This window comes from Frankia sp. CeTa3Moorea (assembly GCF_978021225.1).
The window spans coordinates 17,448-32,199 of record NZ_CDXDOR010000044.1 but is presented as its reverse complement, the minus strand read 5'-3'; the positions used below and the strand labels follow the sequence as shown (position 1 = coordinate 32,199).

General features: G+C 67.6%; 10 protein-coding genes. 9 read left to right on the top strand and 1 reads right to left on the bottom strand.

The genetic code is table 11. The features are described 5' to 3' along the window. From AC08OV_RS10505 to AC08OV_RS10490, 4 genes are all read left to right on the top strand, one after another. The coding region (locus tag AC08OV_RS10505) for a hypothetical protein (RefSeq protein ID WP_476619603.1) at positions 1-1,801 on the top strand (1,801 nt) is incomplete at its 5' end. Then, positions 1,798-2,685: a hypothetical protein gene (locus AC08OV_RS10500; protein ID WP_476612571.1), complete on the top strand. Its 888-nt coding sequence runs from the start codon at positions 1,798-1,800 to the stop codon at positions 2,683-2,685. The genes AC08OV_RS10505 and AC08OV_RS10500, both read left to right, overlap by 4 nt. Before the next feature lie 53 nt (positions 2,686-2,738). After that, positions 2,739-4,172: a lipopolysaccharide biosynthesis protein gene (locus AC08OV_RS10495; protein ID WP_476612572.1), complete on the top strand. Its 1,434-nt coding sequence runs from the start codon at positions 2,739-2,741 to the stop codon at positions 4,170-4,172. Continuing rightward, positions 4,169-5,419 carry a glycosyltransferase family 4 protein gene (locus tag AC08OV_RS10490; protein WP_476612573.1) on the top strand — a complete coding sequence of 417 codons (1,251 nt, stop codon included), beginning with the start codon at positions 4,169-4,171 and terminating at the stop codon, positions 5,417-5,419. Before AC08OV_RS10495 ends, AC08OV_RS10490 begins: the two co-directional genes overlap by 4 nt. A 31-nt stretch (positions 5,420-5,450) precedes the next feature. Here AC08OV_RS10490 and AC08OV_RS10485 read toward each other — a convergent pair whose 3' ends face one another. Then, a complete protein-coding gene (locus AC08OV_RS10485) occupies positions 5,451-6,539 on the bottom strand; it encodes a glycosyltransferase family 4 protein (RefSeq protein ID WP_476612574.1) in 1,089 nt (362 codons plus the stop codon). 845 nt (positions 6,540-7,384) lie between these two features. On the opposite strand from AC08OV_RS10485, the gene AC08OV_RS10480 reads away from it, so the two are divergent. From AC08OV_RS10480 to AC08OV_RS10460, 5 genes are all read left to right on the top strand, one after another. Next, positions 7,385-8,824 (top strand): 4-hydroxyphenylacetate 3-hydroxylase family protein, encoded by a 1,440-nt coding sequence (locus tag AC08OV_RS10480; protein WP_476612575.1) that lies wholly within the window; start codon positions 7,385-7,387, stop codon positions 8,822-8,824. 12 nt (positions 8,825-8,836) lie between these two features. Continuing rightward, a complete protein-coding gene (locus AC08OV_RS10475) occupies positions 8,837-10,135 on the top strand; it encodes a hypothetical protein (protein ID WP_476612576.1) in 1,299 nt (432 codons plus the stop codon). 828 nt (positions 10,136-10,963) lie between these two features. Continuing rightward, on the top strand, positions 10,964-11,992 hold the full coding sequence (locus AC08OV_RS10470) for a prephenate dehydrogenase/arogenate dehydrogenase family protein (RefSeq protein ID WP_476612577.1): 1,029 nt from the start codon (positions 10,964-10,966) through the stop codon (positions 11,990-11,992). A gap of 232 nt (positions 11,993-12,224) precedes the next feature. Continuing rightward, on the top strand, positions 12,225-13,151 hold the full coding sequence (locus AC08OV_RS10465; RefSeq protein WP_476612578.1) for a glycosyltransferase family 2 protein: 927 nt from the start codon (positions 12,225-12,227) through the stop codon (positions 13,149-13,151). Positions 13,152-13,261: 110 nt separating this feature from the next. Next, positions 13,262-14,719, top strand: coding sequence for a lipopolysaccharide biosynthesis protein (locus tag AC08OV_RS10460; RefSeq protein ID WP_476612579.1), 1,458 nt, complete (start codon positions 13,262-13,264; stop codon positions 14,717-14,719). The last annotated feature ends 33 nt before the right edge of the window (positions 14,720-14,752 follow it).

Genomic DNA, 14,752 nt, shown 5'->3' with positions numbered 1-14,752 from the left:
GGCCGCCACGGGCGGAGCTCCGATCCGCTACTACACGCTCTTCTGGGTCGGTGTCCTGATCGTCGCGGTTCCAGTGGCCCTCGTTCTGGGTTCGGGACGCGCGAGCTTCGGCGACCGCCTGCATGCGGTGCTGGTCTTCGCCGCGTTCACCTTCTTCCCCAAGTTCCTGCGCAACCCCTCGGAGCCGGTCTACCACGACGAGTTCGCGCACTGGCGGGAGACCTACGACATCCTGAGAACCGGTCACCTGTTCCAGCCAAACGGCGTCATCCCCATCATCGAGTACTTTCCGGGGACCCACGCGCTGACTACCATCCTCGTGCGCCTGACGGGGCTGAGCATCTGGCACTGCGCGGAACTGCTGATGTTCAGCATGCATGTGCTCGCCGCCGTCGCGGTCATGCAGCTGGTGTCCACCCTCCTCGGCAGCGCCCGGGCCGGGGGAATCGGGGCTCTGGTCTACATGACCAACTCCAGTTACATGTACTTCGACACTCAGTTCGCGTACGAGAGCGTGGGTATCTCGTTCTTTCTCTGGGCGCTTGCCCTGGCCTTCACCGCGAGCCGGGCGGCGACGCCGACGCCACGGCGCCACCTGACCGGTCTCGCGATCGTGGCAGCCTCCTGCTGCGTGGTGACCCACCACCTGACCACGCTGATTCTCATCTGCTTCCTTCTACTGATGGCGCTGGTGACCACCGTGCTGCGGCTGCGATGGCGCGGCCGGCCCAGCCAGGAACCGATCGGGCAGTGGTGGGTGCTCCTCGGCGCGCTCGCCACGACCGCGACACTCTGGGTGGTTTTCGTCGCGCCCGGCACGGTCCCGTACCTCTCGCCCTACGCGGGCAACGCGACCCAGCAGCTGTTCGGCTCGGATTCAGGCAGTGCCCAGAGTCGCCGCGCTGTTCTCGCGGTGACCGCCCAGCCGGTCTACGAGCGCCTGCTGACGGCTGCCGCCCCACTGGTGATCTTTGGATTCTCCGTGCTGGGCTGCGTCCAGCTGTGGCGGACGCGGCGGCATTTCGCGGCGGCCTTCTTCGGAGTCGTTCTCTTCGGCCTGATCTACTTCCCATCGGTGCCCTTCGTCCTCACCCCGAGTGGGGCGGAGGGAGCCCGCCGCTCGTGGGCCTTTACCTACGCCGGGCTGGCGGTCCTGCTTGCCCTGGCGACGATCCGGCTACTCGACCCCGAACGGCAGACCGGTCCACGGCGCACCCTCCGTCCGCTGACCCTGGTTCGGGTGCCGCCCACGGCGATCGTCCTCCCGGCTTTCGTCGTGGTTCTGATCGGCAACGTCGGCGGCGGGCTGAACGATCCCTATCGTTTTCCGGGGCCTTACCGGTTCGGGTCGGAGTCGCGCGCCCAGAACCTCGAGACGAGGACCGCCTCGGAATGGTTCGGTGAGCATCTCGGACCCGTCCGAGTCGTCGTGGACCGGTACGCTCTAGAACCGCTCGTCGCCTACGGCGGAGCGGTACCTGCCGTGCCGTCGTCAGGTTTCCCGGTCTGGCAGATCTTCGAATCCGCCGATGACCCACCCGTCACACTTCGGAATCAGTTGTCATCCAGCGACTACTACTACTTCTTCATTGACCTGAACATGGCCCGCGAGGCCCCGTTCGGCGTGTCGCTGCTCAATAACAGCGAACCGCCTATCGAGCTCCCGGTGAAGCCGGCGGTACTCGAACGGTTCAACCAGTCCCCCTGGTCGACAAAGATCTTCTCCAGCGACAATTTCGCGATCTACCGCATCGACTATGCGGCTTTCGGGCAACGCCTCACCACGGGGGTAAACGGGTGACAGCCACGACCTACACCCGGCCGGGACCCAACCTCGGCGTCCGCACGGTCGAGGGGCTCGCTGGCGCCGCCGTCGCCATCGGTTACCTGCTCTGCCTCGCCGCGCCGGGAGCCGCGCCACGCCTGGTCGGGCTGGTGCTCATCATCGGCGGCGCCGGCTTCCTGCTGACGACCGCGGTCGCGCCGCCCGGGACGGCGTCGCGGCTAGACGAGATGATTCCCACTCCAGTCCTGCGCTTCCTCTACCCGCTCGCCGGAATCGTCTCGCTACTCGGCGCTGCACTGGCCGCCAACCTCACTGGAGGCGGGCTCAACCGGGGCACTCTCGTCCTCATCCACGCTGGAATCGTCATCGTCGCCCTCGGGTGCGCGCTGGTGCGGACACCGTCCTCGGCCACGACAACCATCCCGCTCCTCAGTCGTCGCCACGCGGCGGCCACGGTGGCCGGCACGATCGTCCTCGCCGGCTGTGTGGTGGCGTCGGTGCTCGTCGCCCTCGCCATGCAGCCGGCCAGGAACGACACGTACACGAACTTCGCCCTCGACGGCCCGTCGGCCCTTATACCCGGTGTCCTCGATGGCCCCCCGGCCAGGACGGTTGCGCTCTCGTGGAAATACTCGGTGTCCAGCCGAAACCTGGTACGCACCAGCCCGGAGGTTCTCGTCGGTGGCCGGCCGACAGCCTCCACGACGGCTATCACGGCCGTAACGCCGACGGCGTTGACCGGCTCCACGACGTTCGTCGCGCCGACCGCGCCGGGTACCTATCGAGTGGAACTGCGGATGCGGATGCCCTCGCAGCCGGACCGCGAGCTCATCCTCTACGTCCAGACCACGGCGCAGGCACCGGCCGCATCGCAGACGACGAGCCGACCGCCCTCCTGAGGTACCTGCCCGCCGCGTCGCTGATCGGCGACGCGCGGCAGAGCGGCCGGCGGATGACGTCAGCCACCCTGTTCGTCGCGGGCAGCACCGCAGGCGGGGCGCTCGTCGGCTATCTGTTCTGGCTGGTCTTGGCGCGCACCGAATCGACGGCCACAACGGGACTCGTCGGCGCGATCACCAACGTCATGACAGCCGGAGCGGTGCTCGCCTGCTCCGGATTCGGCACGGGCCTGATCACGATTCTGCCGACGCGCCGCGACGACGCTTCCTGGAGCCGGACCCTGCTGGCCGCGACACTCGTCACCACCGTGATCTCCGGCGTCGTGGGCATCGGCGTGGTGCTGGTCGCGCCGCGTTTCTCGGCGGATCTGGCCGACCTGGGCTCGGTCTCCCTGGGGTCCGCCTTCGTCGTGGGCACGGTGGCGACCGGACTGGGTTCGCTGCTCGACGCCGTGGCCCTCAGCGAACACCGCAGCCCCGTGCAGATGATCCGGACCCTCGTGTTCAACATAGCCAAGACGGGGTTCCTGTTCATTCCGGTCACCGGTCTCGCCGCGACGACACGTGTCCTGACCGGTTGGGTCGCCGCCATGTGCCTGTCCACACTCATTGCGGCCGGCCTGCTACTGCGCGCCGGCCGCGCGTTGCATCCACGATCCGCCGGCGTGCTCGCCGAGGTCAGGACCCTGGCCCGGGCGCTTGTCGGCAACCATGTCATCACGGTCGCCGGCTCACTCGGCCCCTACCTGCTGCCACTGATGGTCGTCGTGCGGCTGGGACCGGAACTCGGTGCCTACTTCTACGCGACCTGGATGCTCGGCAGCGCCTTCTTCATGATCAGCCCGGCAGTGGCCTCGGCGTTCCTGGTCGAGGCCAGTGTGGATCGTCGACAGATGTCGACCGCGATGCGCCGGTCGGTGCGGATCCTGGTTGTCGTCCTGGGACCCTTGTCCGTCGCCTTCGTCCTGTTCGGCAGCACCTTCCTCCGGATCTTCGGTCCGGACTACCCCGCACAGGGCAGGGTGCTGCTGCTCCTGCTGACCGCGTCCGTCCTGCCGGACGCGGTCACCAATCTCGCGATCGCCTTTCTGCGCGCGGTGAAGGACCTACGAGCCGCGATCATGCTCAACGTCGCCATGCTGGTCGCGGTGCTCGTCTTGGCCTGGACACTGCTGCCGGTCTGGGGGATCAGTGGTGCCGGGGCGGCCTGGCTACTCGCGCAAGGGGGTGGTGCACTGGCCATCCTCGCCTTCTCCTCGCGTTACCGCTCCCGCGGCGCCGGACCGGGCCGGTCCGGCGGACGGCACCGGCGCGGGGCAGGTGTCGGCGCGCCGGGCAGTCGACACCGCTACCACGATCCGATCCCGTCCCAGGCCAGCCGCACGGCCCGGGGTGGCCCGAGTATCCCGTTTCCCTCATCCCCACGGTTTCCCTCATCTCTACGGGCGGGTCGATGGCAGACCTGCGAAGGCGGAGGTCTGACATGAGAGTGCTGCTGGTCAGCGACGGCTACCCGCCCGCGTTGGGCGGGATTGAGAGCGCCGTCCAAGACATCGCCCGGGCCCTGGTCCGACGCGGCCACGAGGTCCGGGTGGCGACGCTGGACCTGCCGGGCGCACCGGCCCACGAACGGATCGACGGCGTCGAAATCCACCGGTTGCGCGGGCTCACCCGGCATCTGCGCCGGTTCGCCGCGGATCCGTCCCACTTCTTTCACCCCACCGTGCCCGATCCGCCCCTCCTCCGGGCCCTGACGCACCTCGTGGGCTCCTGGCGACCGGACATCGTCCACGCCCACGGCTGGATGGTGCATTCCTGCCTTCCGCTTCGCCTGCCGCCGACCACCGGCCTGGTGGTCCATCTGCACGAATACGGTCTGATCTGCGCCGGCAAGACCTTGACCAGGGCCGATGAGCACTGCGGTGGACCGTCCATCCGCCGCTGCGTACCGTGTGCGTCGGCCACCTATGGTTCAGCGAAGGGCGTGGCGCTCACGCTGGGCCTGATAACCAGCCGCCCCTTGCTCAGCCGCGTCGACCGTTTCCTCCCGATCAGTCTGGCGGTCCGCGACTCCGTGTCGGCCGCTCTTCCGGCGATCCGGGACCGGATGACGATCATCCCGCCGTTCATCTCCGACGACGTCGGCCGGATCGGTGAGACGCAGCCCAGGCCCGCCTTTCTGCCCACCGGACCTTTCCTGCTGTTCGTCGGCGCATTGGGACGGCACAAGGGTGTCGACGTCCTGCTGGAGGCCCACCGTCGGCTGGCTGTCCCGGTGCCGCTGGTGATGCTCGGCATTCCACGGTCTGATCTGGACGTCGGCGATCGGCCGGGAGTCCTTGTCCGCTCGAAGGTCCCCCATCAGGAGGTGCTGGCCAGTTGGCGGGCGGCCACGGTCGGCGTGGTGCCCTCCCGCTGGGCCGAACCGTTCGGGTTGGTCGCAGTCGAGGCGATGGCGTGCGGTACCCCGATCGTTGTGTCGGACATCGGCGGGCTGCGTGACATCGTCGAGGACGGTGTGTCCGGGTTGCGGATTCCACCCGGAGACGCCTCGGCGCTCGCCGATGCGCTCGACCGCCTGCTGGCCCACCCGAAGCTGCGCGGGGATCTCGCCCGCGGCGGCCTGGAACGATCCCCCCGTTTCAAGGCCGCCCAGGTCACCAGGGATCTGATCGACGTCTATGAGACGGTCCTGGCGGCGAAACGGACTGCGGCCTCGACGCGGGCAAGGTGAGGACCGCCGATTCGCCGCGCCGCGGCGGGGTTCACGACGCCGAGGACACGGCGGCGTAGAGATCGAGGGTGGTGGCGGCCACCGCGTCCCAGTCAGGCGGCATCCGGACGGGCGCCGGCGGATCGTCCAGGGCGGCCCGCACGGCGCGCGCGACCACCTGGGCCGCGGCGTTCACCGGAATCAGGGCGGAGGTGGGATATCCCGTTCCCGCGACCACCTCGCGGTGGGCGGGGATGTCGGTGGCCACCACCGCGGCGCCCGCGGCGATGCCCTCGGCCACGGTGAGCCCGAAGCACTCACGATCGGACAGGGCCAGGACCACCTCGGCCCGTCGATACCAGCGCGCGAGTTCCTCCGAGGGAATCCTGCCGAGCAGGATCACCCGGTCCCGCACTGCGAGGGACCCGGCAAGCTCCTCGAGAGCGCCGCGCTCCGGGCCCGAGCCCGCGATGACGAGACGCACGTCCGGACCGAGGGCCGCCAGCGCGCGGATGGCGAGATCTGGACGTTTGTACCCCTCGAGGCGGCAGGCCATGAGACACAGCTTGCCCTCCTGGGACACAGGCTCGGCTGCCTGGATCGCGGCCACCTGGACCCCGTTGGGTATCACCGCGATCGTCGGCAGGGTCGTCATGCGGAGGTCGCCGCGAAGCATGTCCGCCTCGGCCTGGGAGACGCAGATGACGGCGTCCGCCGCCGAGATGAGCCGGCGGCCGAGCGCCCGGTACCCGACGTGCAGGGCCCGGGTACCGAGGGTGGTTCCGCGCCCGAGATAGTGGGGAGTCACCACCAGTGGATGCGAAGCGCCCATCGCCGCGAACGGCGTCACCAGAGCATGGTAATTATGTAGATGAATTACCGATCCTCGATATGCGCCCTGCCGCAGGTACTGACACAGCTCCACCGAGACCCCCTGGCCTCGGAACGGGAGAAAGCTCCGGAACCGCCGCACCACGACGCCCGGCGGATCAGGCGGACCCACCGGCGGACGCCCATCCTCCTGCGTCACGACACTCACCCGGTGACCGGCGTCGACGAACCGCCGGGCGAGTTCAGCAATGTGAATCTCGATGCCGCCGAGATGCGGAAAGAAGCGCGGTGTGACGAGCACGATATCCATCAGGTCCCCCGAGTTCCTGCCTGCTGATGCGACGCTGTCGAATCCCCCGACGCCGGAAATCCTCAACTCCCCTCGCCACCGCCTGCCACCGGCGACGTCACTCCCGTCCCGCGGCCGCGTTCTCGCCGGCCCGGTCGCCGCCGCGGAATCGTACCGGAGCTGTGCTGTTGCCGGACGACGCCCCGACCCATCCGCCGGGGCGATCCACCGACGGCACCGCCGTCTCCCTTCGAAGCTGGCTGGCAGAGCCAGTCGACAGGGGCGAACGAAAGGCCGTGACATATCTCACCTGCCCTTCTCGGCGGTACATCCGGGACCGAGTGCCGTAGCCTCCGCGCCCCAATCCTGTAGGAGGAAGATCGGGACGTGACCGACTCATGATACGTGGCCCGGCGGTGGATACACGGGCCCTACCTGCGGTTCTGCTCAGCCCCTGGGCGCCGCACGGACCTATCCTGCACCCGGCCGTTCGGCGCTCGCCGGAACGAAATCCTCATCACACGCGGAGTGGGCCAGCACCCCACGGCTACCGTGGGGTCACCTTCGCCGCGGCCGATGGTTTCGAGTTTACCTGATGAGCCCGGTGCATACCTGTACCCTGAGCGGCGCCTGGGCATGCTCCACGACCTCCGCCCGAAAACCCACTCCCGGCCCCGAGAGGCCCAGCGGCAGACCCCAACCAGCGACGAGCCGCCACCAAGTCGCCAGGAAGATCGAGAAGGAGACGGCAGGTGCAGGGGCTCGGAAGCAAGCAAGTTAAATGGCAAACCGAGGCCCCCCGCAGCCGGCTAATCGCCGGTATGTAGAGTGGCCTTGTCTGAATATCTGGGGGGGGCGGGACCAAGATGGGCGCGCGTACGGGCAAAGAGTTCCTCGCGGGGTTGCTGGACGGCCGCGAGGTCTGGCTCGGTGGACAATGTATCGATGACGTTACAACACATCCGGCGACAGCGGGGGCTGCGACCATGCTCGCAGGGCTGTTCGATCTTCAGCAGGACAGCAGCGATCTTTTGTTGGACACCGATCCGGAGACCGGCGAGCCGACTCCGGTGACTCATCTGATCCCTCGTTCGGCTGCGGACCTCGCCCGTCGGCATATCGCGATCGAGTGCATCGCGCAGCGGACACTCGGGCTAATGGGACGCAGCCCCGACTATGTCAACGTCACGCTCGCGGGCTTCGCCGGGCGGACGGACGTGTGGTCCCGGGACGGGAACGACGAGGGGACAGTGAACCTTGTCGAATATCATCGGCAGGTCAGGCTCAACGACTGGGCACTGACCCACGCCATCGTCAACCCGACAATTGATCGCTCCCAGCCGGAGACCGCAGCGGGCGGTGGCGAGATCGTCGTCCACAAGGTGGCCGACACCTCCGAGGGTATCATCGTGCGGGGGGCCCGCGCACTGGCTACCCTCGCTCCCTTCGCCGACGAGATGCTCGTTTACCCGGGCTATCCACTGAGCGAGGGCACGGAGCGGTACGCGATGATCTTCGCCATTCCCCTGTCGACCCCGGGCCTGAAACTCATGTGCCGGGACAGCTACTCCTCGTCAGGAGCGGTCACCGACGCCCCGCTGTCGAGCCGGTTCGACGAGCAGGACGCCGTCGTCATCTTCGATGACGTCGAAGTCCCCCGGTCCCGGGTCTTCCTGGACGGCAACGTCGACCTCTACAACCAGGTCGGGCAGAGGTCCGGGTGGACGGCGAACATGATGCAGCAGACCACAATCCGAGCGGCGACGAAGCTCCAGTTCGCCTGGGAGCTCGCCACGAAGATGGCCGAAGCCGTCAACAACACCTCACCGCAGGCCTTGGAGCAGCTCGGCGAGATCTGGACCTATCTCCAGATGACCCGCAGCTGCTTGGCTGCGGCCGAGGGGGGCGCCCATGAATGGGGCGCCGGAGTCTGGTTCTGTGACGAGCCCCCCCTGATGGCACTGCGTCCCACCCTGCCGCGGTGGTTCCCCCGGGTCAACGAGATCATCAAACTGCTCGGCAGCCACAGCCTGCTCGCCACGCCGTGTCAGGCGGAGCTGGAGAATCCCGCGCTGCGTCCGCTGCTGGACCGTTACTACCAGGGCGCGAACGGCATGACTGCCGCCGATCGGACCGCTCTGTTCCGGCTGGCTTGGGACTTCGTGGGCACGGGGCTGGCGGGGCGATCGGAACTGTACGAACGCTTCTACCTCGGTTCAGCGAGCCGCTTCTACCAGCTGGCTCACCGAATGGCCGCGAAGTCGGCCGACTTCAGCCTGGTCAACTCTGTCCTTCCTGCCAAGTAGGGATCCGCACCAGTGTTGCGACGACTCCTCCGGCCGACGACGTCTCCGACGTCCGTGTCGCTCGCCGACCGGCCCTGGCTTCCCTTCAACGTGATCCGCATGTTCGGTCCGGTCGCCGCCCCCACGCCCGATCAGCTCCGCGCCGCCATGCTACGGCTGGCCGAGAAGCAGCCGTCCCATCCACTCGTCAGTGTCCTAGATCGGCGGCGGCTCCGGTACGTTCCGGTCGCGTCGGCACGGCAAGCCTCGCACTGCGCCCGGCTCGTGGAACTCCTGCCCGACGGGGAGGATCCGGTCCACGCGATGAACCGTGCCCTGAGCAAGGGCGTCGACGATCTTCCCTTCCGTCTCCTGACACGCGGGGATCTGCTCGCGGTGGTCACGAGCCATGCACTCGGGGACGCCGCCACCACGAGCCGCATCGTCGAGCAGGTACTGGCCAGCGCCGAGACGGACGCGGCCCTGCTGGCTGTCCCGTCCCCGGACTCCACCCGGAGCCTGATGCGGATCGCGGCCCGTTACTACGGAAGACGACCTTCGCGGGCGCTGACGAGTCTGCGGGCTCCACGCCCGCAGCCGCCGGCAGGTGATAATCGGAACGGCTCGTCCTGGCCGGCCGCAACACCGGCGCCTAACGTGGTCGCGACGCGGATGTCGGCCGAGGCGCTGGGCGGACTGCGGCGGTGGCGGGACACCGCCGCACCCGACGTGTCGGTCGCGATGCTCGTCTGCTCGGCGGCCAGGCTCGCCGTCCGCGCGGCTGGGCTGCCGGTTGTCGATGACGGGGTGTACATGCTGGTGGACAACCGTCGATACGCGGGCCCGGAGGTAAAGGCGCCGGGCAACCTCGCGAAGAGCGTCTACCTATCCGCGCCCACCGACGAAGGACCGGTCGCGCTGCACCGGACGCTGACAGCGACGTTAGCCTCGGGTCGGACTCTGGCCACCGCGGTCGACGGGACGCTTCGAGCGGCCCAGGTCCGACAACCCGTCGGCGATGTTCCGCAGGCGGTCGGTAACAGAGCAGTGTTGTCACTGACCTACGTCGGTCGGGCCGCCGAAATGCAGGGCGTCCCGTGGACCGCCCCGCCGGCCGACCGGTTCTGGTTGGTCGGGGCCACACCCGGCGGGCCGGACGGGCTGACCTTCTCCTTCAGCGAGATCGGCGGCGTCCTGCACATGACCGCCAGCTATTACCCGGACCGGATTCCGACCGCCGGGATCCAGGCTGCGATCGATCTACTCCGGGAACCGCTGCACCTATTGACAGATGTTCATCAACGCTTCATCCTGCCGCAGGCAACACCGTGATCATTCATCTGACAGCCCCAGGATCGCAATGACATACGGAGTATATCGGACAAACATGGAGGCGGTAGCCCACCGAGGAGAGGGTCAGACGAGATCACGGATCATTGCCGGGGCGGTGATCTAAGCCCGCCGAGGTTTGATTCAGTTGCCACCCTGCTTCTTTGCCGTGAACAGTCCCGGGATGGCCTCGATAATCGATATCCACTGCTACACTACTGAACGGGGAGGGGTAGATGCCCGCCACCCCGCGCGCGAACCGCCGAGAGGTTGGTGGGTTGCGTTTTCCGCTCTCTACGGAGCACCAACAGAGATCGGTATGCGGGAACTCGGTAAGTGAAGGTCGACCGCCTCAGGGGGGACGAGGCCGGATACGCAGAGGGGGACGCGGAGAGTGTTGACTCGCACCTAAGACTGAACGCCTCAGGGATGCTCTCATCGACTCCAGCCGAAATTTCGGAGCGAGCGGAGCACGTGAAATGAGCAGCCGGGTCCGCCCGGCATCTGAGACCACTAGTCTCGAAGCCACGTTGTATATACGTGGAACCAGGTAGGACAGCGGGTCTGCGGCGGCAGAGCGGCGCGTACCCCGTCCTAGCGGGGGGAAGATGTATTCCGCTTTTTTCAATGCGCCTGTTTCCTGTCGCTGTCGACCATTTTTTGGCTGGGTACGGTCTCGCCGTATCCGTATGGTGAGTTCGAACCCGGCCGCCGTCCAATGGCCGGGCCAGCTCGATCCATCGGTCGGGGGTGACTATGCCAAACCGGTCTCCTAACGTTCTCAGGCACTCGGTCGAGCCTCGGCAGCTTCCTCACGACGAACTCCGCCCGATGCGGGTGCTCATTGTCGGCACGGGTCTGATCGGTACCTCCATCGGTCTGGCGCTGCGTCGCCAGGACACCGAGGTCCTTCTCCAGGACTGCGACCCTCACCGGTTGAGGACGGCCGTGCATCGCGGGGCGGGACAACCATGGCCGGTCCAGTGCGGTGCCTCGCCGCGCGAGCAGAATGGCGCTCGGAACGCCCCCGCGACCGACGTGGTCCATGTGGACCACGTCGTCCTCGCGGTCCCGCCGAGCGAGGTGGGCAGCGCACTGACTACCTGGCAGCAGCGTCTGGCCCACTCGACGTTCAGCGACACTGCTTCAGTGAAAGCCGCGCCGTTGGCGGACGCGGAACGGATGGGCGCCGACATGTCCTCCTTCTGCGGCGCCCATCCCGTCTCCGGGCGGGAACGCAGTGGCCCTGAATGGGCCGAGCGCGATCTGTTCACCAGCCGCCCATGGGTGCTGACCCCCGGTCCGAGTACCTCCGAACGCGCGCTGCTGCATGCCCGAATGATTGGCACGGCCTGCGGCGGCGCGGTGGTCGAGATGGTGCCGGACGCGCACGATCTCGCCCTCGGGCTTCTCAGCCACGTTCCCCACCTGATTGCCAGCGCGATGGCGGCGCGGCTGTCGGGCGTGCCCGACCATGTGGTCAACCTCGCCGGGCCGGGCCTGTGGGACTTCACCCGCATCGCCGGGGCAAACGCGGAGCTGTGGTCGGAGATCGTGTCCGCGAACGCCTCGCCGATCGCCACGTTACTCGCCGAGATCGTGGCGGACCTCGACCGGGTGCGCTCCGCACTGACGTCCACTGTTTCCGACCCATCCCTCCTGCCCTCCCTGACCCAGCTCTTCCGACTCGGCAACGCGGGACGTTTCCGCCTGGAGGCCTCCCGCACGACGGCGCTGTCTCACGGGGGCAGAACAGGTCGGATGCCACGCCGGGACGACGCGCTTACCGCGAAGGATGCCGGAGACCTGCTCGGTTCCTCTCACGTCCGCCTCGCGGGAGGAGCCGGCACCATGACCTGATCCACGGTGTCTCTCGCCAGCTCGGCCTCTCCACCGCCGATGATCCCGGCACACGGTCCATCACCCGGCCCGACGGTCCTGGTCATCCGCCTGCGGATGACGGCCGTCCCGACCGCGAGCGCCCCGGGCCAGCAGGAAAACGCCCGGCGGTTCGCTGCCGCCCGTTCGTCTGGGCGAGCTCCGACGAGCAACATTCCGAATCTTCCGGTGTATCCACGGGGGGACCCGCATTATGCACTCTTCGGCCGATATCAGCACGAACCAGCTTCCCGACTTCGTCGACGATCCCGAAATCGCTCCGATCAAACTCTCGATCATCGTCCCCGTGTACAACGAGGAGGCCACCGTCCAGGCGATCGTCAACCGCCTGCTGACCACGCCCTTCCCATGCAACGTGGAGATCGTCGTCGTCAACGACGGTAGCTCGGACGCCACCGGCGACCTGTTGGCCGAGATGGTGGACCCTCGCTTGAGGGTCCACCATCATGGGCGTAATCGCGGCAAGGGAGCCGCGGTCCTCACCGGGGCCGAACTGGCGACCGGCACCTTCGCCCTGGTGTTTGACGCCGATCTGGAGTACGAGCCCGCCGACATCCCGCGGTTGCTCGATCCGGTTCTGACCGGCCGCTCCCAGTACGTCTACGGCACCCGTGTCTTCGGGCATTACACGGTTTACCCGTCGTTCTGGTTCGCCTGGGGCAACCGCCTCACCACCTTCGTCGCCAACTTCCTCTTCGACTCCTACATCACCGACCTGCACACCTGCCTGAAGCTCGTCCCGGTCTCCACTCTGCGGAACATGAAGCTGCGGGAGGCGGGCTTCGGGCTGGACACCGAGCTGACCGCGAACCTGCTGAAGAAGGGGATCCGTCCCTTCGAGGTCCCGGTCCGGTATCACGGCCGGTCCCACGCCGAGGGGAAGAAGATCACCTGGATGGACGGTCTGCAGTGCGTCCGGGTCCTCTGCCGGGTCCGGCTGCGTTCGGACGAACGGGGAGAACCGGGGCGCTTCGCGCGGTACCGCTGTCGCCCGGCCGTCGTGCAGGCGGACATAGGCGTGCCCTGGCAGACCATCCCCGGCCCAGCCAGGTCGGGTTCGACCGGGTCCGCGGCGGTCGACCCCGTAGGGATTCCGGTCGATGCAGCACGGAACACATAACCACCGAATCACTCGGCTCCAGTGGGAAGTTCTCCGCCCAGCACAACGAGCCGGGCGCCGACACGTGGAGGACATCGACATGACAAACCGGGTGGGTCGGGATGCCGAGCTTGGCTGACCCCTCTGCGCTGCCGGACGGCCCGATCTCCGCTCACCGGGGGACAGGGGCGGCACCGTCGCCGGACCGGCGGTCCCGGTGGGATGTCCGGCGGCGCTTCTCCTTCGCAGACAGTCGCCTGGCCCGGAACAGTCTCTACGTCGCCACGAGCACGCTGCTGGGGGCGGGGCTGGGCTACGTGTTCTGGTTCATCGTGGCCCGCACGTGCTCCACCGAGGACACCGGTCTCGGTGCCGCGATGGTGACGGCGATGACGGCGACGGCGGTCTTCGCCTCGTGTGGTATCGGCATGGGGCTGATCAGTGCGCTGTCGACCTGCACGGACGACCGGTCCTGGAGCAGAACACTCTCCGCCGGCGTCGCCGCCTCCGTCGGCGCCTGCGGCGCGGCGGCCATGCTAATGGTGGTGATCCTACCGGAGTTGTCCCCGGGATTCGCCGAGCTGCACACGGTGACCGTCGGCGGGTTGTTCATCGCCGGCGTGGTGGTGACCGGGCTCGGGAGCCTGCTCGACCTGGCGGCGGTCGGGGAGCGGCGCAGCGCCATCCAACTCGAACGGACAGTGCTGTTCAGCCTCGCCAAAGTCGCCTTTCTGTTCGTCCCGATGGTGTGGGCGCACGGGGCCACCCAGATTCTCGCCTGCTGGGTGCTCGGCACCGGGTTGTCGGTGATTCCTGCCGGGTTCCGCCTGTGTACCGGGCCGAACCACCGGTTCGTCTTCATCGCGGACGGAGTACTCCGCAAGACCCTTTCGTTGTGGAAATCGTTTGCCGGTCATCATCTGGCCACTGTCGGCGCCGTCCTCGGGGTACACGTCCTGCCGACTCTCGTAGTAACCCGGAGCGGGCCGGCCGAGGGCGCGTACTTCTACGCGACCTGGATGCTCGGCAGCCTGTTCTTCATGATCAGCCCCGCGGTCGCATCGTCGTTGTTCGCCGAGGGCGCGAACGCCCCCGCTCAGCTACATCAGGCGACCCGCCGCTCCGGCACTCTCATCGCGGCCGTCATAGCGCCGATCCTGATCGGTTACCTGTTGTTCGGGGACCGGCTGCTACGTCTGTTCGGCCCGGACTACCCCGAGCACGGGCACGGTCTACTCATCCTGCTGATACTGTCCGCGATACCGGACGCGATCACCAACCTTGCGGTGTCGGTACTACGCGCGCGCGACCGGGTGTGGCAGGCGGTCTGGTTGAACCTCGGCATGCTACTGACGGCTCTGGTCGTCTCCTGGTACCTGCTGCCGGGCATGGGAATCGCAGGGGTGGGGGTGGGATGGCTAATCAGCCAGGTGATCGGCGCCGTCATCGTCTTGGCGGCACCGTTCGCCGGGCGTCAGATCGCTCGATTCCGCAAGCGACCGGAACCCCTTCCGGTGCCGGCCGTCATATGCGCCGTCCCCGTGCAAGCCGACCGGCAGACCGTCCGGCCCGAGGAGTTTTCAGTCTGATCGCGATGAGCACCGTGAACGCAGTCCTCGATT

Bases quoted from the DNA above. Each gene is read 5' to 3' on its own strand.
- AC08OV_RS10470 (WP_476612577.1), top strand. From the start codon at position 10,964: ATGCGGGTGCTCATTGTCGGCACGGGTCTGATCGGTACCTCCATCGGT.
- AC08OV_RS10490 (WP_476612573.1), top strand. From the start codon at position 4,169: ATGAGAGTGCTGCTGGTCAGCGACGGCTACCCGCCCGCGTTGGGCGGG.
- AC08OV_RS10465 (WP_476612578.1), top strand. From the start codon at position 12,225: ATGCACTCTTCGGCCGATATCAGCACGAACCAGCTTCCCGACTTCGTC.
- AC08OV_RS10485 (WP_476612574.1), bottom strand. From the start codon at position 6,539: ATGGATATCGTGCTCGTCACACCGCGCTTCTTTCCGCATCTCGGCGGC.
- AC08OV_RS10480 (WP_476612575.1), top strand. From the start codon at position 7,385: ATGGGCGCGCGTACGGGCAAAGAGTTCCTCGCGGGGTTGCTGGACGGC.
- AC08OV_RS10495 (WP_476612572.1), top strand. From the start codon at position 2,739: ATGACGTCAGCCACCCTGTTCGTCGCGGGCAGCACCGCAGGCGGGGCG.